Here is a 15,667-nt window from a genome sequence, read left to right on the forward strand (position 1 = left end):
TTTATTAAATTCCTAATTCAAGACCTATAGAGAACTGTACTGGCGTAGGGAATCCTCTTGATCCGTTTGTTTGTGCTAATGGGTCATATCCTCTCCACTTTGAAAAAGTAAGAATGTTTTCTGCATTTAAGAAAACATTTAACCTACTTACCCCTAATTTAGAAAGAACATCTTGGTCAAAGTTATAACCTAAAGTTACAAATCTCAAATTTAAATAATCAGCAGACTGTAAATATCTGGTACTTGCAAAAGTGTTGATATTTGTAGCGTCCAATGATGGTATTGCGGTATTTCTGTTGTCAGGTGTCCATGCATCCAACAAGTCTGTAGAAACGTTAAACTGACCTAAACTAGTTGGGTCCTGTACGTTTGCCAAGTCATTGTCAAAACGATCCAGTCCAGTAGCAAAGTTCCATTGCGTATTTAAATAGAAATTCTTGTATTCCATATTCACAGTAAAACTTCCAGTGAATTCTGGGAACAAATCTTTATTTAACCACACACGGTCAGTGTCCGGGTTAGGGCTTTCAGTTAAGTCACCATTAGCATCTAAGAATAAAAGATTACCGTTTGCTGGGTTCACACCCGCGTATCTGATCGTATAGTATTCAAATACTCTGTTACCTTCTCTACCGGTACCAATAATAGAATTGGAATCGTCAGTGTTTAAATCTCTAATGATGTTTTTATTAACGTTTGCAACAGCACCTACTGTTAAAGCAAATCCACCTTTTTCTGTTTTTCTTATTACATCATAGTTAACAGATAAGTCGATTCCTTTATTTGTCATTATTCCAAAGTTTCCTGGAAGTGTGTAACCATTAGTTCCAGCTACAGCTGATATGTTTGTGCTAGTAAACAAGTCAGTGGTATCTCTATAGTACATATCTAAACTTCCTCTTAATCTAGATTCAAAGGCTTCAAAATCCAAACCTACGTTAAATTCTTTGGTTGTTTCCCATCTTAGTCCGCTAAGACCAAAGTTAGATACACCAACAGTTTGAAGTCCAGCATAACCAGATCCTGTACCAAAGGTATCTCTAAAAAGACCTAAATCTGTGAATTGTGCACTAGGGCCGAAAATGCCAAAGTTGTTCCCAAGGTTTACGTATTGGTTACCCACTTCACCATAAGAAGCTCTTAACTTCAAGAAATTGATATCCGAATCTTCACCGAAGAAATTTTCTTTATGAATGTTCCAGAAAGCAGAAACGGCGTAAAAAGAACCCCATTTGTTATCTCCTTCAAATCTTGATGAGGCATCACGCCTAACCGTTCCAGAGATTCCGTATTTGTCGTCATAACTGTAATCTAAACTACCAAAGTAGGAGAATAAACCAGAGTTGTTGTTATCAGCACCTATAGTATCTACAAAGAAATCATTGGTAGGTTGGTCACTTACAAAACCTGAACCATCACCAAAGGCGAAAGTCCTAGCATCAAGTCCATTTGCGAAATAGTTAAAACCTCTTAGATGCGCTTTAAAATATTCTGTATATACACCTACGTTTAAACTGTGTTTTTCAGCAAATACTTTATTGTAGTTCAAAGAAGTTGTTTGGTTGAATGTGAATTCTCTAACTGTAGATCCTTGTTGAAAACCTGCAGTAGGATTTGCACCACCACCAAATAATAAAGCATTAAAAGAGTTTGAACCCTCAGCGCGAGTTAATACTGCGTTCTGATAATCAATACCTGAGGTACTGTTTAAGGAAATATCATCAGTGATCTTATAGTTAAGGTTTAAACTTCCTACTACTTTTATCTCTTCTACTTTTCTATTATACGTCTGTAGACGGTCTAAAAGGAATAAAGGAGTATTAGCAAAAAGTAAAGGACTTAATAAAGCTGCTCCATTGGTATAATTGTTAGGAGTTAACCATGGCACACCTGAAAATCCTGCTAATACGTAATTCCTGTTGATCGCTCCAGATCCAATACTATTTGGTTCCTGACTATCAGAATAGTTAGCAGTTAAATTCAACTTATAGTTAAATTTATCATTATCGGTACGTCCAGAAACATTCGTTCTTAAGTTGAACCTCTTTAGTCTTGACTGCACTAGGATACCTTCTTGATCAAAATAACCAAAAGAGGTGAACTGTCGTGAGTTTTTACCACCAGAAGAAAGACTTACGGTATTGTTTTGAGTTACTCCAGTTCTAAAGAAATCTTCTCTCCAGTCATTTGAAGGAGCATTAGCAATCTCAGCATCTGTTAAAGCAGTACCTGTACCTTGATAAACACCACCACCAAAACCAACGCCTCTTTCTCTTTCAAGAGTAAGTAGTTGCTGAGAATTCATCATTCCGTAGTCGTTGTCTTGTAATGTAGTAAACGTAGTTAACGAGTTAAATGAAACTTCTAATGGAGAGTCAAAATTTCCTTGACTAGTTTCAATCACAACTACTCCATTTGCACCACGGTTTCCGTAAATTGCGGTTGCCGCAGCATCTCTAAGAACACTAACTGTCTTTATGTCTTGTGGATTTAAACTACGAAAGTTGTCTTCATCTACAAAAGCACCATCAATAATAAACAATGGTTCTCCATTCCCGTTGATAGTACCAATACCTCTTAAGTTGATAGTAGAGTCACCTCCTGGCTGTCCACTTGTGGTATTGATATTCAAACCAGCTACTTGACCAGATAGAGTTTGCAAAATGTTTGCATTTGGTCTATTCTTAATCGTTTTGTCAGTTACCACACTAGAGGCTACACTACTTTTTACAGCGGTTGTAGTTCTATACCCGATAACGACCACTTGATCTAGAGAAGTTTTCATTACCGTATTTATAACAGTTTGATTACCCACTAGGATCATTACTTGGTCGTAACCAGAATAAGTAAATACTAATGTGTCTTCTGGATTAGCTTGGATCGAGTAATTTCCATCAAAGTCGGTCGTGGTATTAGCACTTCCTCCTTTTACAGAGACGACAGCCCCAAAGAGACCACCTTCTGAATCAGTTACCTTACCGGTAACGGTTTGCTGCGCAAAAGCTACTTGCACAACTAACGCTAGTAAAAGCGTTAAAATTCCATTTAATTTTGTTTTCATGTTTAGATTTATTTGAATTAGCCAATGCCAAAAATCAAAAAAAGAAGTTAATAAAACAACTTTTATGGACTCTATTTACACTATTTGTTTAAATAAGCTTAACAGTAAGCTAACATTCTAGAAGTTTATTTTTAGGTTAATGTGAGCTATTGTGCTGGATAGAGACACTTTAGCATCTTCAAAACGGCCGTTTGCGATGCTTAAATTTAAAATACCAGCTTCTGTTAAAATTGCTATTCCACCGCCAAAGCTGTATAGTTTATCCATCTTTTTACTGTTAAAATTCTCAAAAATACCCATATCTAATATGCTGTGCAGGTATAATTGATCATTTAAACGGTATCTATACTCAGTTGCCAGTGTGGTGTAGAACGAGCTGTCTATGCTGTTTTGGTTAAATCCTCTAATACTCTCTAGACCACCAAACTGGAAAAGTTCGTTGAATTGGATATTATTGGAATTTAAGTAGTTGCTGGTTAATGTTCCTACAAAGTTACTTCTGTAATTCAGATTCCATAATTTTAAAAAGGTGGCGTGTATGCTCCATTGACTTTCAATGTCATTTCCTATACTCCTCTCGTTTATTCCAATATGCGTTGTAAACATTATGTTTTCAGGCATCAATAGGTCGGTAGTTTGCTTTTTAATTCCTGCTCTCAGTTCTATACCATTTTTTGAAAAATCCGCTGCATTGGCTTCTTGTCCAGTTGCGGTAGAGGTGGTGCTCATGTAATGGAGTCCTAATGTGCTGCTCCAATTAGGTTTGTAAAATAGTCCTGCGCTTATAAAGGTTCTTTGGTATGTGCTATCACGCCTTTGTATTTGAAGCCTAGAGTTAACTCCCAAGGAGGTGTTCCATAAATAAGGTAGGTCTATACTGGTGGAAAATTGTGTTTGATCTCCATTGTCGTTTCTGTATTCTAGAAGAAAGGTTTCAGCTCGGTTTAGGTTATTTTGAAGTTGCAGATGGGCATATCCATTTAATTCTAGTGTTCCATTGTTTGAATTATTAAAGCCTATTAAGCCATCCATACTATTTGTTTTTATTTTCTCTAAGTAAATAAACACTGTTGTACTGTCTTGTTTGAACAATACTTCCGACTCTCTTGTTTTTTTTACAAAGGGCATGTTTTTAATGCTTTTTTCTAGTCTTGCGATCGTTTTGTCATTGTAAATGTTCTTTTTTTTGATAAAGTGTTGTAAAGTATTGGTTGGAAACTGTTCATATCCTCTAACTGCAATGCGATTTAAGAACCTTTTCTTTTTTTGAGTGATGGTTAATAATGCTTCTAACGTGTCATTTTGTTTGAATTTAAAATGAGTTAGTTGAATTTTTGTAAACGGATAGCCTTCTTCTTTGATGCGATTATGAAGTTGAGATAAATAACCTTCTATTTCGCTTATTGGAATAACGTTTCGCTTTCGCGAAAGCGATAACGCTACAGTGGGATACAACCCTAGTAGGGTATCTTTTTTAATTTCAATATGTGAATATTTCCGGTTACTTATTAGGTGTACTTGCTGCAAGCTGTCATTGATTTCATGGCGCTTCGTTATAAGAAGGTTGAGGTATCCTTGTTTCAAAAGGGATGCCTTGATGCTGTCGGTATAATGGTTATTGTTGTCGTTTGAAGTAAGGAGCACCAAAGAATCTATGGAACTAGTCGCTGTTTTTTTAAAAGCTATTTGTAGGCGGTTGGTTTGACTCTTTACGTTATTAAAGAATAGCATGTATATAATAAGGACGCAAGTATGTTTCACTTTAGTTTTGTTATTAAGGCTTAAACCTATGAATAAACGAATAAAATTGCTCATTTCTTGTACTTAAAAAAAAGATATACTAAATATTTGAGACTGAGGTTTGAATAAGTCAAATTTATTCATACCTTTGCCGACCCTTAAAAAAGGGATTAATTTATTAGCGTAAAACAATATGCCAACGATTTCACAATTAGTACGTAAAGGAAGAGCCAAAATAACCAAGAAGAGTAAATCGGCTGCTTTAGATTCATGTCCTCAACGTCGTGGAGTATGTACTCGTGTTTACACCACAACACCAAAGAAACCTAACTCAGCAATGAGAAAGGTAGCTCGTGTTAGACTTACCAATGGTAAGGAAGTAAATGCCTACATTCCAGGAGAAGGACACAATCTACAAGAGCACTCGATAGTATTGGTTAGAGGTGGAAGGGTAAAGGATTTACCGGGAGTTAGATACCACATTGTGCGAGGAGCACTGGACACCGCAGGTGTTGCAGGCCGGACACAACGAAGATCTAAGTACGGTGCAAAACGCCCTAAGAAGTAAACTAAATTTTAAAAAGTAAGAACAAACGCTGTTCGTATTTTTTTAATTAACAATTTCAACAAGAAGAAATGAGAAAAAGACAGGCCAAGAAGCGTCCTATCCTTCCGGATCCACGCTTTAAAGACCAGCTAGTGACCCGTTTTGTTAACATGATGATGTTACACGGAAAAAAGTCAACAGCTTTTAAACTTTTCTATGATGCCATGGATATCGTAGAAGAAAAAAATCAAGATGAAGAAAAGACTGCTCTAGAAGTGTGGAAAGATGCGTTATCTAACGTTATGCCACACGTAGAGGTACGTTCCCGCCGAGTAGGTGGTGCGACTTTTCAAATTCCAATGCAAATTAGACCAGATAGAAAAATTTCTACGGCTATGAAGTGGTTGATTAGTTACTCTCGTAAACGTAATGAAAAATCTTTTTCTGTGCGATTGGCTTCTGAAATTTTAGCCGCGGCTAAGGAAGAGGGTGCTGCTGTAAAGAAAAAAGTGGATACGCACAAGATGGCTGAAGCAAATAAAGCATTTTCACACTTTAGATTCTAAAAATGGCACAAAGAGATTTAAAATACACAAGAAATATTGGTATTGCCGCGCATATTGATGCCGGTAAAACCACTACGACAGAGCGTATTCTTTTTTATACAGGAGTAAGCCATAAGATAGGTGAGGTGCACGATGGAGCAGCTACTATGGACTGGATGGAGCAAGAGCAAGAACGTGGTATTACCATTACTTCTGCTGCTACCACTTGTACGTGGAAATTCCCTATGGAAAATGCAGAACCTTTGCCGGATACCAATGACTATCATTTTAATATCATCGACACTCCTGGTCACGTTGACTTTACAGTAGAGGTGAATAGATCGTTACGTGTGTTAGACGGGTTAGTGTTTTTGTTTAGTGCGGTTGATGGTGTTGAGCCACAGTCAGAAACTAACTGGAGACTTGCTGATAACTATAAAGTGCCACGTATAGGTTTTGTAAATAAAATGGACCGTCAAGGGTCTAACTTTCTCGCTGTATGTCAGCAAGTAAAGGATATGTTGAAATCCAATGCAGTGCCAATCGTTTTAAACATTGGTGATGAAGAGGAGTTCAAAGGCATCATTGACCTCGTTAAGAATCGTGCTATTGTATGGCATGATGATACTCAGGGAGCGACATTTGATGTGATCGCTATACCTGAAGATTTGAAAGAAGAAGCAAGAAAATATCGTGGAATGCTTATCGAAGAGGTAGCTGCATACGATGAGAACTTGCTAGAGAAATATATGGAGGATGAAGACTCTATTACGGAAGATGAAGTGCATGCTGCTCTTCGTGCTGCCGTAATGGATATGTCTATTATTCCGATGATTTGTGGTTCTGCATTTAAAAATAAAGGGGTTCAGTTTCTATTAGATGCGGTGTGTCGTTATTTACCGGCTCCTACAGACAAAGAAGGTATTTGGGGTGTGAATCCTGATACTGAAAAGAAAGAGTTAAGAAAGCCAGATGTTAAAGAGCCTTTTGCTGCTCTTGCATTTAAAATTGCTACCGATCCTTTTGTTGGTCGTTTGGCTTTTTTCCGTGCTTATTCTGGACGTCTAGATGCAGGTTCTTATATCCTTAACAACCGTTCAGGTAAAAAGGAACGTATTTCTCGTATTTATCAAATGCATTCTAATAAACAAAATGCGATCGATTTTATCGAAGCAGGTGATATAGGAGCAGCAGTAGGATTTAAGGATATCAAGACGGGTGATACCATGACTGATGAAAAACACCCTATTGTTTTGGAATCAATGGACTTTCCAGACCCAGTTATAGGTATTGCAGTAGAACCAAAAACTAAGGCAGATGTAGATAAAATGGGTATGGCTTTAGCAAAACTTGCCGAAGAAGATCCTACGTTCCAAGTAAGAACTGATGAGGCTTCAGGTCAAACGATCATTTCTGGAATGGGTGAGTTGCACTTAGATATTATCGTTGACCGTATGCGTCGCGAGTTTAAGGTAGAGCTTAACCAAGGTGCTCCACAAGTGGAGTATAAAGAAGCGATTACAAGATCTGCTGATCACAGAGAAACGTATAAAAAGCAATCTGGTGGTCGTGGAAAATTTGGAGATATTGTATTTACTATTGAACCGGCTCAACCTAATGAAGACGGAAAAATAGTTGAAGGTCTTCAATTTATAAACAAGATCAAAGGTGGTAATGTTCCTAAGGAGTTTATCCCTGCCATTGAAAAAGGTTTTAGAGAATCAATGAAGGCAGGTCCTCTTGCTGGGTTTGAGATGGATAGTATGAGAGTAACATTGACTGATGGATCGTTCCACGCTGTGGATTCTGATGCATTATCATTTGAACTTGCTGCTAAAATGGGTTATAAAGCTTCTGCAAAGTCTGCAGGTGCTGTAATTCTTGAGCCTATTATGAAACTTGAGGTAATTACTCCAGAAGAAAATATGGGTGATATCGTTGGTGACCTGAACCGTCGTCGTGGTCAAGTGAATGATATGAGTGACCGTAATGGCGCTAAGGTGGTTAAAGCTGATGTGCCGTTGTCTGAGATGTTTGGTTATGTAACTACGTTACGTACACTTTCGTCAGGTCGTGCAACATCTACAATGTCATTTTCACATTATGCTGAAACTCCTTCTAATATTAGTGAAGAAGTAATCAAAGCAACAAAAGGTAATAATTAATATTTCAAACGATGAGTCAAAAAATCAGAATTAAACTCAAGTCTTACGATTATAATCTGGTAGATAAATCTGCTGAAAAAATCGTTAAAACTGTAAAAAGTACAGGTGCTGTTGTCACTGGACCAATTCCACTTCCAACACATAAAAAAATATTTACAGTATTAAGATCCCCTCACGTAAATAAGAAATCACGTGAGCAGTTTCAATTAAGCTCCTACAAGAGGCTTCTTGACATTTATAGTTCTTCATCAAAGACTATTGATGCGCTTATGAAGCTAGAACTTCCTAGTGGAGTAGAAGTAGAGATCAAGGTGTAATCATCTTATTGAAGCAAAAAAAATTGATAAGTAGCGCTTTCGCGAAAGCGGTATTTTTTAAAAAGTTTAAATAACAATTAATTATATAAATATGTCTGGGTTAATAGGAAGAAAAATCGGAATGACTAGTATTTATGACGAAAATGGCAAGAACATGCCATGTACGATCATAGAGGCAGGTCCTTGCGTGGTTACCCAAGTCAGAACTGAAGAGGTAGATGGATATTCTGCGTTGCAATTAGGTTTCGATGACAAATCAGACAAGAATGCTTCTAAAGCTGCTCAAGGGCACTTTAAAAAAGCTGGAACTGGTGTCAAGAGAAAAGTTGCTGAATTCAAACGTTTTGATAAGGAGTACCATTTGGGTGATTTGATCACTGTAGATATGTTCACAGAAGGTGAATTTGTCGATGTGGCGGGAACGTCAAAAGGTAAAGGTTTTCAGGGTGTTGTGAAGCGTCACGGTTTTGGTGGAGTTGGACAAGCGACACACGGTCAACACAACCGTTTAAGAGCTCCTGGTTCTATCGGTGCGGCATCTTATCCTGCTCGCGTTTTTAAAGGAATGCGCATGGCTGGTCAGATGGGTAACGAAAAAGTAAAAGTTCAAAATTTAAGAGTATTAAAAGTAGTTTCTGAAAAGAATCTTTTAGTGGTGAAGGGTTGTATACCTGGTCATAAAAACTCTTATGTAATCGTACAGAAATAATGAAGATAGTAGTATTAGATTTAAAAGGAAAAGAAACTGGCCGTCAGGTTGAGTTATCTGATGATATTTACGGTATCGAGCCTAGTGAGCATGCTATTTATTTAGATGTAAAGCAGTATTTGGCAAATCAACGTCAAGGTACGCATAAAGCCAAGCAACGTGCGGAAATTACTGGAAGTACTCGTAAGATCAAGAAACAAAAAGGAACGGGTACCGCTCGTGCGGGTTCTATCAAGTCTCCTATTTTTAGAGGTGGTGGTCGTATATTTGGTCCAGTACCGCGCAGTTATTCATTCAAATTGAATAAGGGTCAGAAGAGATTAGCACGTAGAAGTGCGTTAAGCCAGAAGATGGCAGAAGGCGCTCTTAGAGTAGTGGAGAACTTCAATTTTGATGCGCCGAGAACAAAGGATTTTATTGAAGTATTAGAAGGTTTAGGACTAAATAATAAAAAATCTCTATTTGTGTTGGGTGGATCAAATAATAATGTATATTTGTCTTCGCGAAATTTGAAGGGCTCTGATGTTATAACCAACTCAGAATTAAGCACTTACAAGATTTTAAACGCTACAAATCTAATACTTTTAGAAGGTTCTCTAGAAGGTATTCAAGAAACTTTAAGTAAATAAGTCATGAGCATTTTAATAAAACCTATTATTACTGAGAAGGCAACTAGAGATAGTGAGCTTCTAAATCGTTACGGTTTTGAAGTGTCTTCTAAGGCTAATAAAGTTCAAATCAAAAAGGAAGTAGAAGCGACCTATGGGGTAACTGTTCTAAAAGTAAGAACGATGAATACTCGTATTAATCGCAATACTAAATATACTAAATCAGGGATTCAAGTTGGTAAAACTAGTGCTCGTAAAAAAGCGTTTGTACAACTTAAAGATGGTGAAACCATTGATCTTTATAGTAATCTATAATTAAAAGACACTAATGTCAGTAAGAAAATTAAAACCTGTAACTCCTGGACAGCGATTTAGAGTTGTTAATGGCTACGACGCCATTACAACTGATAAGCCGGAGAAGAGTTTACTCGCTCCGATAAAACGTTCAGGTGGTCGTAATGCTAGTGGTCGTATGACGATGCGTTACAAAGGTGGTGGTCACAAAAGACGCTACCGTATTATCGATTTCAAAAGAAATCATCATGGTGTTCCTGCAACAGTTGCTAGTATCGAGTACGATCCAAACCGTACTGCTTTTATAGCGCTAGTGAATTACCAAGATGGGGAAAAGCGTTATATCGTAGCTCCTAATGGTCTTAAAGTTGGTCAGAACATTGTTTCTGGTGAAACTGCCACACCGGAAGTTGGAAATGCTATGAAGCTTTCTCAAATTCCTTTGGGTTCTATCATTAGTTGTATTGAATTACGTCCAGGACAAGGGGCTGTTATTGCTCGTAGTGCCGGTGCTTTTTCTCAATTGATGGCCAGAGATGGTAAATACGCTACAATTAAAATGCCTTCTGGTGAAATCAGATTGATTTTGCAAGAATGTCTGGCCACTATAGGTGCCGTCTCTAACAGTGATCATCAATTAGTAGTTGGTGGTAAAGCGGGACGATCTAGATGGTTAGGTAGACGACCTAGAACTCGTCCAGTAGTGATGAACCCTGTTGATCACCCAATGGGTGGTGGAGAAGGTAAGTCTTCTGGAGGTCATCCAAGATCACGTAATGGTATACCTGCTAAAGGGTATCGCACACGTGACAAGAATAAAGCAAGTACTCAATATATAATAGAACGTAGAAAGAAATAAATTATGGCTCGTTCACTTAAAAAAGGACCTTACGTATTTCATAAACTTGAATCTAAGGTGGCTCAAAACATTGAGTCTGGAAAGAAAACTGTTATCAAAACTTGGTCACGTGCATCTATGATCACACCAGATTTTGTCGGTCAAACAATCGCTGTTCACAATGGACGTCAGTTTGTTCCTGTGTTTGTTACAGAGAACATGGTGGGACACAAACTTGGTGAATTTTCACCTACTAGATCTTATAGAGGTCACGGTGGTGCAAAGAACAAAGGTAAAAAATAAGCTAAGCTATGGGAGTTCGTAAAAGACAAACGGCTGAAAAGCTAAAGGAAGAGAGAAGTAAAATTGCTTTTGCAAAGCTTAATAATTGCCCTACTTCACCTCGTAAAATGAGATTGGTAGCCGATATTATCCGAGGCAAGAAGGTAGAAGATGCGTTAAGCATTCTCAAGTTTTCTTCTAAAGAGGCGGCTAGAAGACTGGATAAACTGGTACTTAGTGCGATTGCTAATTGGCAAGCCAAAAACGAAGATGCCGATGTTACTGAGGCTGGACTTTTTATCAAAGAGATAAGAGTTGATGGTGGTGCCATGTTAAAGAGATTGCGACCTGCTCCACAGGGTAGAGCGCATAGAATAAGAAAAAGATCAAACCACGTTACTCTTGTGTTAGGTCAAACTAATACCGTAGAGGCTAACTAATATATTTATGGGACAGAAAACAAATCCAATAGGAAATCGTTTAGGTATCATCCGCGGGTGGGAATCTAACTGGTATGGTGGAAATGACTATGGAGATAAGTTAGCAGAGGATGATAAAATACGCAAGTATATTCACGCTCGTTTATCAAAAGCCAGCGTATCTCGTATTATTATCGAGCGTACCCTGAAACTAGTTACGGTTACTATTACTACGGCACGACCTGGTATTATTATCGGTAAAGGTGGTTCTGAAGTAGATCGTTTGAAAGAAGAGTTGAAAAAAATATCTGGTAAAGATGTTCAAATTAACATTCATGAAATCAAAAGACCGGAATTAGATGCTCATTTAGTAGGGTCTAGCATCGCAAGACAGATCGAAAATCGCATCTCTTACAGACGTGCTATCAAGATGGCTATTACTGCTGCTATGAGAATGAATGCAGAAGGTATTAAAGTTCAAATTTCAGGTCGATTGAATGGTGCTGAGATGGCGAGATCGGAGTCATTTAAAGATGGTCGTATACCGCTTTCTACCTTTCGTGCTGATATTGACTACGCTTTAGTGGAGTCGCACACTACGTACGGTAGAATAGGAGTGAAGGTATGGATTATGAAAGGAGAGGTTTATGGTAAACGTGATCTTTCTCCTCTTGTAGGACTTGCGAAGAAACAACAAGGAAATAATGGTGGTGGTGCTGACCCTCGTGGTGGTAATCGTCGTCGCAGAAAATAATAATAGCTAGAAATGTTACAACCTAGAAAAACAAAATTTAGAAAACAGCAAAAGGGTCGCATGAAAGGTGATTCCGGACGCGGTAACCAGCTAGCCTACGGGACTTTTGGGATTAAATCGTTAGATTCTAATTTCATTAACTCAAGACAAATTGAGGCAGCGCGTATTGCGGCTACTCGTTATATGAAGAGAGAGGGTTCTTTATGGATCAAGATATTTCCAGATAAACCTATTACTAAGAAGCCTCTTGAGGTTCGTATGGGTAAAGGTAAGGGTAATGTCGAGTATTGGGCAGCTGTTGTTAAACCAGGTAGAATTCTTTTTGAAATTTCTGGTGTACCTCATGCTGTTGCACAAGAAGCTTTGCGTCTTGCGGCACAAAAACTACCAGTTAAAACTAAATTCATAGTCGCTCGCGATTATCAAGAATAGATTTGAGTCATGAAACAATCAGAAGTTAAAGGATATTCCCTAGAGGAATTAAAAGATAAACTTGTGGAGTCACAAGTTGCTTACGGAGATTTAAAAAGAACTCATAGTATGTCACCATTAGATAATCCTTCACAGATTACTAAACTGCGTAAGACTATTGCGAGAATCAAGACGGCGATCAATAATAAATAGTGCTACTATGGAGACTAGAAATTTAAGAAAAGAACGTGTAGGAGTTGTTAAAAGTAATAAGATGGATAAAAGCATTGTCGTTACTGAAGTCAAAAGACAAAAACACCCTATGTATGGAAAGTTTGTTCTAAAGACAAAAAAATATGTGGCTCATGATGAAAACAATGAGTGCAATGAAGGCGATACCGTACGAATTATGGAAACTCGACCTTTGAGTAAGTCTAAGAACTGGAGATTAGTAGAAATATTAGAAAGAGCTAAGTAATGGTACAACAAGAATCTAGATTAAAAGTAGCCGACAATACTGGTGCAAAGGAAGTTCTTTGTATTCGTGTACTGGGTGGAACTAAAAGGAGGTATGCTTCTGTAGGGGACAAAATTGTTGTTTCTGTTAAGGAATCTACTCCTAATGGTAATATTAAGAAGGGTGCAGTTTCAACTGCAGTCGTTGTTCGTACTAAAAAAGAGGTTAGAAGACCAGATGGTTCTTATATCCGTTTTGACGACAATGCTTGTGTTTTATTAAACCCAACTTCTGACATGAGAGGGACTCGTGTTTTTGGACCTGTTGCACGTGAACTACGTGATCGACAGTTCATGAAAATTGTTTCACTAGCTCCAGAAGTTCTATAATAAAAAATTATGGCAAAGTTAAAAATTAAAACAGGAGATACAGTAAGAGTAATCGCTGGAGAACACAAAGGTTCTGAGGGTAAGGTCTCTAAAGTATTTATTGTAAAAAATAAGGCTATCGTTGAGGGGGTTAATATGGTTTCTAAACACGAGAAGCCTAGTGCAACTAATCCTCAGGGTGGTATAAAAGAAAAAGAAGCTGCGTTACATGTCTCTAACCTTTCTTTGATTGATAAGAATGGAAAGAGTACCAAAATTGGTTATGAATCAAAGGATGGTAAAAATGTACGTATTGCTAAAACAACTAAAGAAGTTATATAATCATGTCGTATTTACCAAGACTTAAGGGAGAATATAAAGAGCGTATTGCAGGAGCGTTACAGGCAGAGTTTTCATACAAAAATGTTATGGAAATTCCTAAGCTACAGAAAATTGTGCTTAGTCGCGGAGTAGGTGGTGCTGTCGCTGATAAGAAATTGATTGATTATGCTTTAGAGGAGTTTACAACAATCACTGGTCAAAAAGCGGTTGCTACACTCTCAAAGAAAGATGTAGCATCGTTCAAATTACGTAAGGGAATGCCTATTGGTGTTAAAGTAACGTTACGAGGGGATCGCATGTATGAATTTTTAGACCGTTTTGTAACTGTTGCCCTACCAAGGGTAAGAGATTTTCAAGGAATAAAAGCAGATGGATTTGATGGTAGAGGTAATTATAACTTAGGTATAACGGAGCAAATTATCTTTCCTGAAATTAATATAGATAAGGTCAATAAAATTTCTGGTATGGATATTACATTTGTAACCAGTGCTGATACTGATAAAGAAGCAAAATCACTTCTTGCAGAGTTGGGCTTACCTTTTAAAAAGAACTAATTAGAGATGGCAAAAGAATCAATGAAAGCGCGTGAGCGCAAGCGTCAAGCAATAGTGGATAAATATGCCGCTAAGAGAAAAGCTTTAAAAGAAGCAGGTGATTACGAAGAGTTACAAAAGCTTCCAAAAAATGCTTCTCCTGTTCGTTTACACAATCGATGTAAGTTAACTGGTCGGCCTAAAGGGTACATGAGACAGTTCGGTGTTTCACGTGTAATGTTTCGACAAATGGCTAATCAAGGTTTAATTCCTGGCGTTAAAAAGGCTAGTTGGTAATAGCTTAAAGATATAATTATGAATACAGATCCAATCGCAGATTATCTAACTAGAATAAGGAATGCCGTTAGAGCAAATCACAGAGTAGTTGATATACCTGCATCTAAAGTAAAAAAAGAAATAACTAAAATCTTATTTGATCAAGGTTATATTCTTAGCTATAAGTTTGAAGAGACTTCGGCTCAACAAAATATAAAGATCGCTTTAAAATACGATCGAGACACTAAAGAATCCGTTATTAAAGATTTACAGCGTCTCTCTAAACCAGGTTTACGAAAGTATTCTGGTGCTAGCGAGTTGCCACGTATTCTTAACGGTCTTGGAATTGCTATCATATCTACCTCAAGGGGTGTTATGACAGACAAACAAGCTCGCTCAGAAAATGTTGGTGGTGAAGTTCTTTGTTACGTTTATTAATATACAGTTATGTCTAGAATAGGAAAGAATCCGGTGGCTATACCTGCTGGTGTATCGGTAAAAGTAGAAAATAAGGAAATCATCGTTGAAGGTAAGCTTGGAAGGTTAGTACAACCTTACGCAGATGTTAGTATCGAGGTTGGCGAAGGGCATGTAGTTGTTAGTCGTCCTTCAGATGCCAAGGATCACAGAGCCAAACATGGTCTTTACAGGTCGTTAATAGATAATATGGTGCAAGGTGTTTCCACTGGTTGGACCAAACAATTGGAACTTGTAGGTGTTGGTTATAGAGCATCTAGTCAAGGTCAAAAGCTAGAATTGGCTTTAGGTTTTTCACATAACATTGTTCTTAATATTGCCCCTGAGGTGCAAATTGAAACAGTGTCCGATAAGGGAAAAAATCCAGTTATCAAATTGACTTCTTTTGATAAGCAGTTGGTTGGGCAAGTAGCCGCAAAGATCAGAGGTTTCCGTCCACCAGAACCTTATAAAGGAAAAGGTGTTAAGTTTGTAGGAGAAATAATTAGAAGAAAAGCTGGTAAATCAGCATAATTTATATTTAT

Annotated in this window: 22 protein-coding genes; 20 read left to right on the forward strand and 2 right to left on the reverse strand. The window is 37.6% G+C overall.

Going from position 1 to position 15,667, the window contains the following annotated elements; translation table 11 throughout:
• Positions 1-4 precede the first annotated feature (4 nt).
• Together KG732_RS05865 and KG732_RS13155 are read right to left on the reverse strand one after the other, a co-directional pair.
• Positions 5-3,061 carry a SusC/RagA family TonB-linked outer membrane protein gene (locus KG732_RS05865; protein ID WP_213521529.1) on the reverse strand — a complete coding sequence of 1,019 codons (3,057 nt, stop codon included), beginning with the start codon at positions 3,059-3,061 and terminating at the stop codon, positions 5-7.
• 117 nt (positions 3,062-3,178) lie between these two features.
• Positions 3,179-4,822 (reverse strand): BamA/TamA family outer membrane protein, encoded by a 1,644-nt coding sequence (locus tag KG732_RS13155; RefSeq protein ID WP_213521530.1) that lies wholly within the window; start codon positions 4,820-4,822, stop codon positions 3,179-3,181.
• 172 nt (positions 4,823-4,994) lie between these two features.
• Here KG732_RS13155 and rpsL point away from each other — a divergent pair, with 172 nt between their 5' ends.
• From rpsL to rplF, 20 genes are all read left to right on the forward strand, one after another.
• Positions 4,995-5,369 (forward strand): 30S ribosomal protein S12, encoded by a 375-nt coding sequence (rpsL, locus tag KG732_RS05875; RefSeq protein WP_006795815.1) that lies wholly within the window; start codon positions 4,995-4,997, stop codon positions 5,367-5,369.
• 68 nt (positions 5,370-5,437) lie between these two features.
• Positions 5,438-5,914, forward strand: coding sequence for a 30S ribosomal protein S7 (gene rpsG, locus KG732_RS05880; RefSeq protein WP_213521531.1), 477 nt, complete (start codon positions 5,438-5,440; stop codon positions 5,912-5,914).
• A gap of 2 nt (positions 5,915-5,916) precedes the next feature.
• Positions 5,917-8,058 (forward strand): elongation factor G, encoded by a 2,142-nt coding sequence (gene fusA / locus KG732_RS05885; RefSeq protein ID WP_213521532.1) that lies wholly within the window; start codon positions 5,917-5,919, stop codon positions 8,056-8,058.
• 11 nt (positions 8,059-8,069) lie between these two features.
• The gene (gene rpsJ / locus KG732_RS05890) at positions 8,070-8,375 is read left to right on the forward strand and encodes a 30S ribosomal protein S10 (RefSeq protein WP_008992279.1); all 306 of its coding nucleotides are present in this window, start codon (positions 8,070-8,072) and stop codon (positions 8,373-8,375) included.
• Between the two features lie 91 nt (positions 8,376-8,466).
• Positions 8,467-9,084, forward strand: a complete 618-nt coding sequence (gene rplC, locus KG732_RS05895; protein ID WP_213521533.1) for a 50S ribosomal protein L3 — start codon at positions 8,467-8,469, stop codon at positions 9,082-9,084.
• Positions 9,084-9,713, forward strand: a complete 630-nt coding sequence (gene rplD, locus KG732_RS05900; protein ID WP_213521534.1) for a 50S ribosomal protein L4 — start codon at positions 9,084-9,086, stop codon at positions 9,711-9,713. The genes rplC and rplD overlap by 1 nt, the downstream gene beginning before the upstream one ends.
• Before the next feature lie 3 nt (positions 9,714-9,716).
• Positions 9,717-10,007, forward strand: coding sequence for a 50S ribosomal protein L23 (gene rplW, locus KG732_RS05905; RefSeq protein ID WP_213521535.1), 291 nt, complete (start codon positions 9,717-9,719; stop codon positions 10,005-10,007).
• 13 nt (positions 10,008-10,020) lie between these two features.
• Positions 10,021-10,845, forward strand: coding sequence for a 50S ribosomal protein L2 (gene rplB / locus KG732_RS05910; RefSeq protein WP_213521536.1), 825 nt, complete (start codon positions 10,021-10,023; stop codon positions 10,843-10,845).
• 3 nt (positions 10,846-10,848) lie between these two features.
• Positions 10,849-11,127: a 30S ribosomal protein S19 gene (rpsS, locus tag KG732_RS05915; RefSeq protein WP_169933355.1), complete on the forward strand. Its 279-nt coding sequence runs from the start codon at positions 10,849-10,851 to the stop codon at positions 11,125-11,127.
• An 8-nt stretch (positions 11,128-11,135) separates the two neighbouring features.
• Positions 11,136-11,546 carry a 50S ribosomal protein L22 gene (gene rplV, locus KG732_RS05920; protein WP_213521537.1) on the forward strand — a complete coding sequence of 137 codons (411 nt, stop codon included), beginning with the start codon at positions 11,136-11,138 and terminating at the stop codon, positions 11,544-11,546.
• A 7-nt stretch (positions 11,547-11,553) separates the two neighbouring features.
• Positions 11,554-12,279, forward strand: coding sequence for a 30S ribosomal protein S3 (gene rpsC, locus KG732_RS05925; RefSeq protein WP_213521538.1), 726 nt, complete (start codon positions 11,554-11,556; stop codon positions 12,277-12,279).
• Between the two features lie 12 nt (positions 12,280-12,291).
• The gene (rplP, locus tag KG732_RS05930; protein WP_213521539.1) at positions 12,292-12,711 is read left to right on the forward strand and encodes a 50S ribosomal protein L16; all 420 of its coding nucleotides are present in this window, start codon (positions 12,292-12,294) and stop codon (positions 12,709-12,711) included.
• A 9-nt stretch (positions 12,712-12,720) separates the two neighbouring features.
• The gene (rpmC, locus tag KG732_RS05935) at positions 12,721-12,903 is read left to right on the forward strand and encodes a 50S ribosomal protein L29 (protein WP_104515656.1); all 183 of its coding nucleotides are present in this window, start codon (positions 12,721-12,723) and stop codon (positions 12,901-12,903) included.
• A gap of 7 nt (positions 12,904-12,910) precedes the next feature.
• Positions 12,911-13,168, forward strand: a complete 258-nt coding sequence (gene rpsQ, locus KG732_RS05940; RefSeq protein ID WP_213521540.1) for a 30S ribosomal protein S17 — start codon at positions 12,911-12,913, stop codon at positions 13,166-13,168.
• Entirely contained in the window at positions 13,168-13,536 is a 369-nt protein-coding gene (gene rplN, locus KG732_RS05945; protein WP_101013348.1) for a 50S ribosomal protein L14, read from the forward strand. Before rpsQ ends, rplN begins: the two co-directional genes overlap by 1 nt.
• Positions 13,537-13,545: 9 nt before the next feature.
• Complete coding sequence (gene rplX, locus KG732_RS05950; RefSeq protein WP_213521541.1) at positions 13,546-13,857, forward strand: 50S ribosomal protein L24; 312 nt, start codon at positions 13,546-13,548, stop codon at positions 13,855-13,857.
• 2 nt (positions 13,858-13,859) lie between these two features.
• On the forward strand, positions 13,860-14,411 hold the full coding sequence (rplE, locus tag KG732_RS05955) for a 50S ribosomal protein L5 (protein ID WP_213521542.1): 552 nt from the start codon (positions 13,860-13,862) through the stop codon (positions 14,409-14,411).
• A 6-nt stretch (positions 14,412-14,417) separates the two neighbouring features.
• Positions 14,418-14,687, forward strand: a complete 270-nt coding sequence (gene rpsN, locus KG732_RS05960; RefSeq protein WP_101013351.1) for a 30S ribosomal protein S14 — start codon at positions 14,418-14,420, stop codon at positions 14,685-14,687.
• An 18-nt stretch (positions 14,688-14,705) separates the two neighbouring features.
• A complete protein-coding gene (gene rpsH / locus KG732_RS05965; RefSeq protein ID WP_213521543.1) occupies positions 14,706-15,104 on the forward strand; it encodes a 30S ribosomal protein S8 in 399 nt (132 codons plus the stop codon).
• Between the two features lie 9 nt (positions 15,105-15,113).
• The gene (rplF, locus tag KG732_RS05970; protein ID WP_213521544.1) at positions 15,114-15,656 is read left to right on the forward strand and encodes a 50S ribosomal protein L6; all 543 of its coding nucleotides are present in this window, start codon (positions 15,114-15,116) and stop codon (positions 15,654-15,656) included.
• Positions 15,657-15,667 lie beyond the last annotated feature (11 nt).

Source organism: Nonlabens sp., assembly GCF_018401815.1.
Taxonomy (GTDB): Bacteria; Bacteroidota; Bacteroidia; order Flavobacteriales; family Flavobacteriaceae; genus Nonlabens.